The sequence below is a fragment of the Candidatus Schekmanbacteria bacterium genome, assembly GCA_003695725.1.
In the GTDB taxonomy this organism is placed as follows: Bacteria; Schekmanbacteria; GWA2-38-11; order GWA2-38-11; family J061; genus J061.
This window is the reverse complement of sequence record RFHX01000229.1, coordinates 1-9,006: the sequence shown is the minus strand read 5'-3', so window position 1 is coordinate 9,006 and position 9,006 is coordinate 1. Positions and strand designations below refer to the sequence as shown.

Genomic DNA, 9,006 nt, shown 5'->3' with positions numbered 1-9,006 from the left:
GAATAAACTCTTTCTTTTTTATCGATGTAATAACCCGGTGTATTTTTGATTTCTGAATATAAAGGAGTTGATACGGCACATCTTAAGTTGCTGACTCCTAATGAATATAAACCAACTTTTCTGGCAAAATTTGAAGTATCGAGCATTTCATTTTCCGTTTCATTAATATTACCAATAATAAAATATCCGTGAGTAAAAATTTTAAATTGCTTTAAGACTTTAAATCCTTTTTCCAATTCTTCCCTTGTAAATCCTTTTTTCAAACGAGTTAAGATATGGTTTTGAGATGATTCAATGCCAAGAGTCAATATTCGAAAGCCGGCTTTATACATTTTTGAGAGGACCGTGGGATTTTTTGAGATTTCGATTCTCGAGTTTGCCACGAAAAATTTTTTAATTTTTTCTTTGATTAACAAATCACATATACTTTCAACCCTTTTTAGATTGAAAGTAAAATTTTCATCGAGAAAGATAATTATTTTTGAGCTTATTTTCTTTATTTCATTAACTACATCTTCTGGTTTTCTGCCTCTCCATTTAATCTTTTCGCCTGTTGGCGTGAAATTGAAAGAACAGAATTTACAGTTATAGGGGCATCCTCGAGAAGAAAATATTCCATCAACATTATGCCCTAAATTCAAACCATTTATAATGAATTTGTATTCATATTTGCGAAGGCTTCTGTCAATATCATAAAAGTGATTCAGTTCTGTTATATTTCTTAGTGGATTGTGAATGATTCTTTCACCTTTCCTATAGGAAAGCCCTTTTATTTTTTCTTTTTTTAATCCGCTTAAAAGTTCAACTATTGCTTTATCACCTTCGCCTCTGATGATGAAATCGATATTTGGACAATCAGAAAAAAAAGTGTCAGCTTTTTCTGTTGCTTCCCTTCCACCAACAATTGTTAAAATCTTCGAGGGGATAGAGGAAACTATTCTTTTAACTTTCTTTTTTTCGTAATACCAATTTATACTGATTAAAACAGCATCAGGTCTTTTGGCAAAGAAGTGGCTCAATGGTTTTTTTTCATAGCGCAAATCTACTATTTCTATTGTCTCGCATAGATCTTTTACAGATGATGCAATACTTTCAAGTCCCAAGGGAGGCATAAAACCAGTTGAGGAAAGTTCCTTTTCGTAAGGATAAATGCAAAGTATGTATTTATATTTTTTCACTTTGGATTGTAAGATATTTTTTGAAGAAAGCAGACTGGAAGGAATGCTTTTCAAAAAGGTATTATTTTTCAGCTATGTTTTAGTCTTATCCTCTCATATTTAATTTTTTACCCTTATATCATTTTTGTGAGGAAAAGCCATAAATATTATTTGACAAATATTTCTAAATAAAATATACCCTACCTAGGTACTGTAGAAGGAGAAGAAATGCTCGATGACAAATCCAAGAAAAAAGTGATTTCAAGATTAAAGAAGATAGAAGGCCAAACTCGCGGTATTGCAAAAATGGTAGAAGAAGAAAAATATTGTATTGATATTTTGACACAAATATCCGCAGCCACATCAGCTTTAACGAATGTTGCTAAGATTGTATTACAGAAGCATGTAGAAACTTGTGTTTCTGATGCTATTAGAAATGGACAGGAAAAAGAAAAGATAGAGGAATTGATGGATGTATTTTTTAAATTTAAGAAATCTTGATGTGCATAAATTTGAATAGTATTTAAAAGCAGTATCAATTTCTAATTAAAATCAAGGAGGAATGAAGATGGCAGAAGCAAAACTTTCAGTAAATGGTATGACTTGTCAGATGTGTGTGAAGCATGTGAAAAAAGCTATTGAAGAATTTAAAAGCGCAAATAATGTCAATGTAGACCTTGATGCTAAGGAAGCAACTTTTTCCTATGATCCTGCAGTTGACAACATCGAGAATATTATAAATGCTATCAAAGAAGCAGGTTATGAAGCTTCTGCAAAATGATCTTTTTTATTTGATTCCTTTTTACATTTTATTCTGATTTAGAGCGAAAAAAATGAAGAAAACCTGCCAAATAAAAGTGGGAGGTATGTCCTGCGACCATTGTGTGCGGGCAGTTACGAAAGCCCTCAAAAAGCTTGACGGAGTTATTGATGCAAAGGTTTCTCTTGAAAAGGAGATGGCTGAAATAACTTTTGATGCACAAGTGGTCAATGAAGATAAAATGAAAGAGGCAATTGTAGATGAAGGATATCAAGTTGAAGATATATCAGCGCAGGAAGAGAAAATTGAAGACAGGAAAGAATCCGTAGAAAAAGAAGAGAGGAAACTCCTTTCATCTTCATTCAAGATAAGTGGAATGTCTTGTGCAAATTGTGCTGGTACCATAGAAAGGGGATTGAATAAATTAGATGGAGTAACAAAAGCAGTTGTAAATTTTCCTCTTGAAACACTTACAGTAGAGCATCTTGAAACTTTAACAGCCGATAATATAGCAGCTAAGGTAGAAGACTTAGGTTATAAAGCAATTCCAATATCTGCCAATGGATTTGAGACACTCCGTTTCAAAATTGAGGGTATGAGTTGTGTTAATTGTGCAAAGACTATTGAACGAGTGCTTTCAAAGACAGAAGGAATAAAGAATGTTTCTGTAAATTTCCCTATGGAAGAGGGGATGGTAGAATTTGATGTAAATACCATTAAGACAGATGATATTTTGAATTTAGTAAAGAATTCGGGATATAAGGCTATTCCATTTGCGGAAGATAAGAAGAAGGAAGAAGAAGGTACAGCAGAGAAAGAAAAAAGAGCTTTTTTGTTGACAGCACTTCTAACTATTCCTATAGCGCTTCTTGTTCATCTGCCTCAACTTGGAATCGACTTTAGGCCCTTCGGAAGCATTCAGGATTATGTAATCTTTGCTATTGCTACAGCGGTGCAGATTACCGGCGGATTCCCATTTTATAGAGGTGCTTACTACTCGCTTAAAAACCGGGCAACCAATATGGATGTCCTTGTGTCTCTTGGCATTAGCGCATCTTATCTTTACAGCGTAATGGTTCTTTTCTTTTTACGAGGGCCTATGGAGGGAATGACAGGAGAGATGGCGGGGGAAACTGGACAAATTATGCATCATCTTATGTTTGAAGTTGCCCCGGAATTATTGACTTTTATTCTCCTCGGAAAAATGATGGAGGCTCGGGCAAAGGGGAAAGCTGGTCAGGCTCTCAAGAAACTTTTAGAATTGCAAGCTGATAAAGCGGTTGTATTAGTCGATGGTAATGAGAAAGAAATACCAGCATCGCAAGTAAGGATAGGGGATATAGTCATTGTGAAACCGGGAGAAAAGATACCAGTAGATGGAGAAATAATTGAAGGTTACTCAAGTGTAGATGAATCGATGATATCCGGCGAATCAATTCCTGTTGAGAAAAAAGTTGGTGATGAAGTTACAGGCGCAACAATAAATAAATCGGGACATTTAAAGATAAAGACATTAAAAGTTGGCAAGGATACAGTTCTCTCCCAAATCATCAAGATGGTTCAGGAAGCGCAGGCAGATAAAGCACCGATTCAACGATTTGCTGACACTGTTTCAAATTATTTTGTACCCACTGTGGTATCCATTTCATTGATAAGTTTTGCAATCTGGTTTTTGGTTAAGGGAATGGCTTTCATTTTTGCTTTTACGATAATGATTTCTGTCCTTGTCATTGCCTGCCCATGTGCCCTTGGCCTTGCAACACCAACTGCAATTATGGTCGGGAGTGGTATTGGACTAAGAAGAGGTATACTTTTTAAAAAAGCAAGCACACTTGAAAATATATCAAAGCTTCAAATGATTCTTTTTGATAAAACCGGCACCATTACCAAGGGTGAACCAAAAGTTGTGGAATATTATGTTGCAGATGGTTTTGACGGCCGAGATTTGTTAAAAAAAGCGGTGAGTGCTGAAAAGAAATCAACACATCCTCTTGCCGAGGCAATTTCAAGATTTGGAGATGAGAAAAATGTAGAAATCATAGATGTAAATTCATTCAATGAAGAAAGTGGAAAAGGGATTGAATGTGAAGCGGGAGGAAGCAAATTAGTTATAGGTAGACTGGCATTTTTAGAGGAAAAAGGGATTGATGTGAGTAATATTGTTGTTGAAAAGGCGGAAGTAATGCAATCTGAAGGAAATACATTGGTTTTTGTTGCTGAAAATAACAAAGCTGCAGCAATCTTTGGTATTTCTGATGTGATTAAGGAAAATGCCAAGGAAGCAATTAGTAGTCTTCATTCATTGGGCATAAGGACATGTATGATTTCAGGTGACAACAAGAAGATTGCTTCGATTGTTGCAAGAAAGGTTGGTATAGAATCATTTGAGGCGGAGGTATTGCCTGAAGATAAAATAAATACTGTAAAAAAATATCAGGCAGAAGGGTTATATGTAGGAATGGTTGGAGACGGAATTAATGATGCTCCTGCTTTGGCTCAAGCAAATATAGGAATAGCAATTGGCTCTGGGACAGATGTCGCTAAAGAAACAGGAGAAGTGGTTCTTGTTAAAAATGACCTTTTTGATGTTTATAGAGCAATTCAACTTGGTAGGAAAACATTGACAAAGATCAAACAAAACTTCTTTTGGGCTCTTTTTTATAATGCTCTCGGCATTCCTATTGCCGCCGGAGTTTTTTATCCTTTTACGCTTCCACCTCAATGGTGTGCCTTAGCAATGGCTTTTTCATCTGTCTCAGTTGTGAGCAATTCATTATTGTTGACGAGATACTCAAAGAAGCTTTAATAAAGCAGTAAATTATCTTTTCCTCTTTCTATCTTTAGGGCTCTTTTTATTCCAAAGGGTTTTTCCTTCAATTTTTAGTGTTGGTTTTGTGAGAGGTCCGCTTAACTCAATTGGTATATTCTTCTTTCCTTTTATCCCCAATAGTGAAATGGTTTTCCCAACTCCTGTTGAAGGATCGTATTGACCAAAAAGTTTCAATTTTAATATGCTATCAGATAAAGTTTTTCCTGTTTTTAAGGTTCCCTGTCCTTTTATTCTTATTCCATTGCCTTCAATATTGATATTTTTAATTGCGCTACGGTTTCGTGATGATTCAAATTCTAAATCAGCTTTTTCAACTGGAATAGCTTTTAGAAGAGGAGAGATATTTTTAATTGCTCCTTTTGAAATTTCAATTTTACCTCTTCCTGAAAAAGTTCTTAAATCATTGTCAACAATGATTCCCTCAATTTTAAAATTAGTCATTCCTATTAATGCGAAGCCATTTTTTGATGTTTCTGGAATGGCTTTTTCCATATTTATTGCTTTTGTTGTGGAGATATTTAAATAGATGCCTTCATTATTGGATTCAAATGAACCATAAATTGAGCCGTCGAATGCATTTGCATAGATGGCAAATTCTTTTTTGAAGAAGAGGAAAGAAAAAAGGGGATATTTTATTTTAACTTCATCAATGGAATATTCTAAAGAGTTGTCTTCACCTGCGCTTATATTTACTTTTGTCAATTTTACTCCAATAGGGAAGGAATAGCTGGATTCATCTATAGAAATATTGATATCGTAGTTCTTTTCAATAGTTGATAGTGCATTTTGGACGAAGATGTCAAAGGGAAATTTAATTAAAAAAAAGAAAAAAAAACAAATTATTCCAAAGATTGTATAGAGAGAAATTCTTAAAAAATTTCCTTTTATGTTTTTTAAAATTGCCATTTCCATTTTTTGCAAGGTTTATAAGTCCTTTGGATAGTCATTGCAAGGGGATTTTTTTAAATGAGAAATTCATCTACCATAGAAAACAAAGAAAGAAATGCTTTTTGCGATTTCTATTTGTCGTCAGGTCCGACAAAGTCTAAATATTCACTGCCAAGAAATACATCAGGAGGGACATACCAATCACCGGTTGAAGCCTGTGCAGCTATCCTTGATGCGCTTTCAGTTGCTTTTCCTCCTGTAAAAGCAAGAATCATGCCGCTTGTAATACCTCCAATGAACGCATAAGCAAGCTTCAAAGGTGTGTAAGGGACAGATGCAAGGACACTTGCTGTAATTAAACCACCTTTTCCCCAAGGTCCATAATCATGAAATGTCTTTGCGTATCCAACAGATGAATGGATTAAAAAAAAGGCAATTAAAATTGTCAATGTAACTATTTTTTTCATAACGATGCCTTTTGCAGGTTCAATTCAAATAAATTATAATTTGATACTAAAGAAGAGTCAATTCTTCTGCTAAAATTTGTATGTTTTTTATGAAGATGAGAATAGCTATTATTGATATTAATCATTTTTCCCATGGAGGATTACCTTCTCCACCAACAACCAAACTTTTGATTCTCAATGTTGGTTGAGCATCTGCCACAGGAACACCTTGCCCTCCTTTACCACATGTGCCAATTCCAAAACCGAGATCATTTCCTACCATATCTATATCAAGAAGAACTTTGGGACCATTGCCGGCTAAAGTTGCGCCTCTGACAGGAGAGACCAATTTGCCATTTTGAATCAAATATCCTTCGCTAACTTCAAAGACAAAGTCTCCATTAACAGGATTGACCTGCCCGCCTCCCATTTTTTTTACGAATAACCCTTTTTCTGTTTCTTTTAAAATTTCCTCAGGAGAATGATTGCCGGGTTTTATATAGGTATTGCTCATTCGTGGAATAGGCTTGAATCTGTAGGATTCCCTTCTACCATTGCCTGTGGAGACAACTCCGTCCTTCATTGCAGAAAGAAGGTCGTAAAGATAATTTTTCAAACAGCCATTTTCAATAAGAATGGTTTCAGAAGATGCTGTTCCTTCATCGTCGAATCTATAGCTTCCTCTTTTTCCTGTTAAGGTTGGGTCATCAGCAACGGTTACAAGTGTAGATGAAATCAATTCACCTTTCTTCCCTGAATACACTGATAATCCTTCCTGCGCATAATCAGCTTCGAAGCCGTGTCCCACTGCTTCATGAATCATTGTCCCGCCGGCTTCACTTGATAAGACAACCGGCATACTTCCTGCCGGTGCTTTTGGAGCGTCAAGCATCATCTTAGCTCTTTCGAAGGAGCTTTTTACAGTTTTTCCCAAATCAATTTTTTCGAATAGCTCAAATCCTTCACTTCCTCCAATGGGCTCATAACCTGTTTGAATTATTTCATCTTTTGCCAAAACAACTTGAACAATGAAAATAGTGTTCAGCCTGCGGTCTATAATTTCTTTCCCTTCAGAATTGATGATGGCAACCTCTTGAATGCTGTCTGAGATAACCAATTTATAGTGTTTTAAATAATTGCTTCCTCTAGGCAAAAAGGACTCGGCCAGTTTTAATTTTTCTACTCTGTCGTCGAGCGTACCTTTCAGAAAATCTTTAAAATCTGCATCTTTTTCTTCCTTGAAATCTATCTTTTTTAATTCTTTTGCAGAAATTTTTTGGCTTTTTACAGCTGATGATATCTCTTTGGCTAAATCCAATAGAGATGAGTTTTCGACCTTGTTAGTATAACCGTAAAATGTTTTATCTCCACTTATTACCCGCAATCCAACACCTTTATCAATTCCACCTGAAACTTCTTCTATTTTTCCGTCTTCTAAAGTTACTGAATTAAAAACCTTGTTTTCAAAGAAAAGTTCTGAAAAAATTCCTCCTCCTGACCTTGACCGATTTAATATGGTATCACAATCAATTGGCTGGATTATTCTCTTTATTTCAATCATTTAGATAGCTTTTCCCTATAAATTCAATTGGTTCATCAACTGATTCAATAATTTCTTTAAAATCTTCTTTTAGAAAAGGTGAGACCCAAAATTCAACTATTCCTTCATTAGAATCTATTGTCCTCATTACAGCAATTTCTTCGTATGATTCAATCAACCAGCTAAAAAAGACAATGTCTTCACGATTGATTTTAGCTCTGACTTTAAGCAAGTGAAAATGCAAAAGGGATTTCCTTTTAAACTTCTCTTTTTACTATAAAATCAGCAAGTTTCTCGAGAATATTCTTTTCCTTGCTTTCAGGAATTGCCTTTAGATATTCTTTACCAAGAGAAGCATACCGGTTTGCTAATGAAATCGTATAATCGATTGTGTGGTATTTATTAATTAATTCCATAACAAAATGAATATCGTGCTCTGCCAATTTTTCCTTTTTTAGAATTTCTTCAATTTTGCAGCGCGTTGAACCATTTTCGTATTCAAGGATTTTGATCAATGGAAGTGTTACTTTACCTTCATGAATATCATTGCATATTGGTTTGCCAAGTTTTTTGTCATCAGCGATAAAATCTAACGCATCATCGATAAGCTGAAAAGCTATTCCAATGTTTAAGCCATAGGCATACATTGCTTTGACTTCTTTTTTCGGTGCATTGGCTAACAAAGCTCCAACTTCACAACAGGAAGCTATCAATTCTGCGGTTTTTTTAGTTATTATTTCGATATATTTTTTTTCCTTCATATTTATGTCATATTTCGAAATCAGCTGTTGAATCTCTCCTTCTGCCATTTTCATTGAAGCATTTGCCAGAGAATCCATAATCTGTTGATTGCCTTCCTCTACCATAATAGAAAATGATTTAGCGAAAAGATAATCACCCACCAATATACTTGCTTTATTTCCCCATTTTATGTTTGCAGAGGGTGCACCGCGCCTCATATTGGCATTGTCGATAACATCGTCATGAAGCAGAGTTGCTACATGAATATATTCTACAGCGCATGCTAAGTTTATGCAGGATCTTGAATAATTTCCACAAGCTTTGGATGAGAGAATAACAAGCGCCGGGCGCAGTCTTTTGCCTCCATTTCTGGAGATATACGCTCCTATATCATTAATCATATCAACACTGCTGTTGATTGTGTTGATCGATATATCTTCAACAGTTTCAAGTTCTTGCTTTATGGGTGTAAATAAATCCAACATAAACCGGTCCTTTTAAATTAAAAAACGCAGAACATTTATATTTTTAGTAGTGCGGAATGTATTGAAAAGAATGGTATCTGTCAAGAAATTTATCTCTCCTTTGATTCAAAAAAATCTAAATGCAAGAAGATTGATTGCATAAAATATGCCATATCTTAT

At 35.0% G+C, this 9,006-nt stretch carries 7 protein-coding genes and 1 pseudogene; 2 read left to right on the top strand and 6 right to left on the bottom strand.

Annotation, left to right across the window (positions count from 1 at the left end; all coding sequences use genetic code 11):
* On the bottom strand, positions 1 to 1,112 hold a 1,112-nt coding region (locus D6734_08920), incomplete at its 3' end, for a radical SAM protein (GenBank protein RMF93958.1).
* Between the two features lie 273 nt (positions 1,113 to 1,385).
* On the opposite strand from D6734_08920, the gene D6734_08915 reads away from it, so the two are divergent.
* Together D6734_08915 and D6734_08910 are read left to right on the top strand one after the other, a co-directional pair.
* Positions 1,386 to 1,658 (top strand): transcriptional regulator, encoded by a 273-nt coding sequence (locus D6734_08915; protein RMF93957.1) that lies wholly within the window; start codon positions 1,386 to 1,388, stop codon positions 1,656 to 1,658.
* Positions 1,659 to 1,719: 61 nt separating this feature from the next.
* Positions 1,720 to 4,723: pseudogene (locus D6734_08910) on the top strand (heavy metal translocating P-type ATPase).
* 12 nt (positions 4,724 to 4,735) lie between these two features.
* Here D6734_08910 and gspN read toward each other — a convergent pair.
* The 5 genes from gspN to D6734_08885 all read right to left on the bottom strand — a co-directional run bounded on the left by gspN (position 4,736) and on the right by D6734_08885 (position 8,847).
* Positions 4,736 to 5,659, bottom strand: a complete 924-nt coding sequence (gene gspN, locus D6734_08905) for a type II secretion system protein GspN (GenBank protein ID RMF93956.1) — start codon at positions 5,657 to 5,659, stop codon at positions 4,736 to 4,738.
* 107 nt (positions 5,660 to 5,766) lie between these two features.
* Complete coding sequence (locus D6734_08900; GenBank protein RMF93955.1) at positions 5,767 to 6,102, bottom strand: hypothetical protein; 336 nt, start codon at positions 6,100 to 6,102, stop codon at positions 5,767 to 5,769.
* A 121-nt stretch (positions 6,103 to 6,223) separates the two neighbouring features.
* A complete protein-coding gene (locus D6734_08895) occupies positions 6,224 to 7,642 on the bottom strand; it encodes a TldD/PmbA family protein (GenBank protein ID RMF93954.1) in 1,419 nt (472 codons plus the stop codon).
* Positions 7,635 to 7,865, bottom strand: a complete 231-nt coding sequence (locus D6734_08890) for a DUF4911 domain-containing protein (protein RMF93953.1) — start codon at positions 7,863 to 7,865, stop codon at positions 7,635 to 7,637. The genes D6734_08895 and D6734_08890 overlap by 8 nt, the downstream gene beginning before the upstream one ends.
* A gap of 13 nt (positions 7,866 to 7,878) precedes the next feature.
* Positions 7,879 to 8,847 carry a polyprenyl synthetase family protein gene (locus D6734_08885; GenBank protein ID RMF93952.1) on the bottom strand — a complete coding sequence of 323 codons (969 nt, stop codon included), beginning with the start codon at positions 8,845 to 8,847 and terminating at the stop codon, positions 7,879 to 7,881.
* Between the last annotated feature and the right edge of the window lie 159 nt (positions 8,848 to 9,006).

Coding starts and splice junctions, on each gene's coding strand:
- D6734_08915 (RMF93957.1), top strand. CDS start 1,386: ATGCTCGATGACAAATCCAAGAAAAAAGTGATTTCAAGATTAAAGAAG.
- gspN (RMF93956.1), bottom strand. CDS start 5,659: ATGGAAATGGCAATTTTAAAAAACATAAAAGGAAATTTTTTAAGAATT.
- D6734_08900 (RMF93955.1), bottom strand. CDS start 6,102: ATGAAAAAAATAGTTACATTGACAATTTTAATTGCCTTTTTTTTAATC.
- D6734_08895 (RMF93954.1), bottom strand. CDS start 7,642: ATGATTGAAATAAAGAGAATAATCCAGCCAATTGATTGTGATACCATA.
- D6734_08885 (RMF93952.1), bottom strand. CDS start 8,847: ATGTTGGATTTATTTACACCCATAAAGCAAGAACTTGAAACTGTTGAA.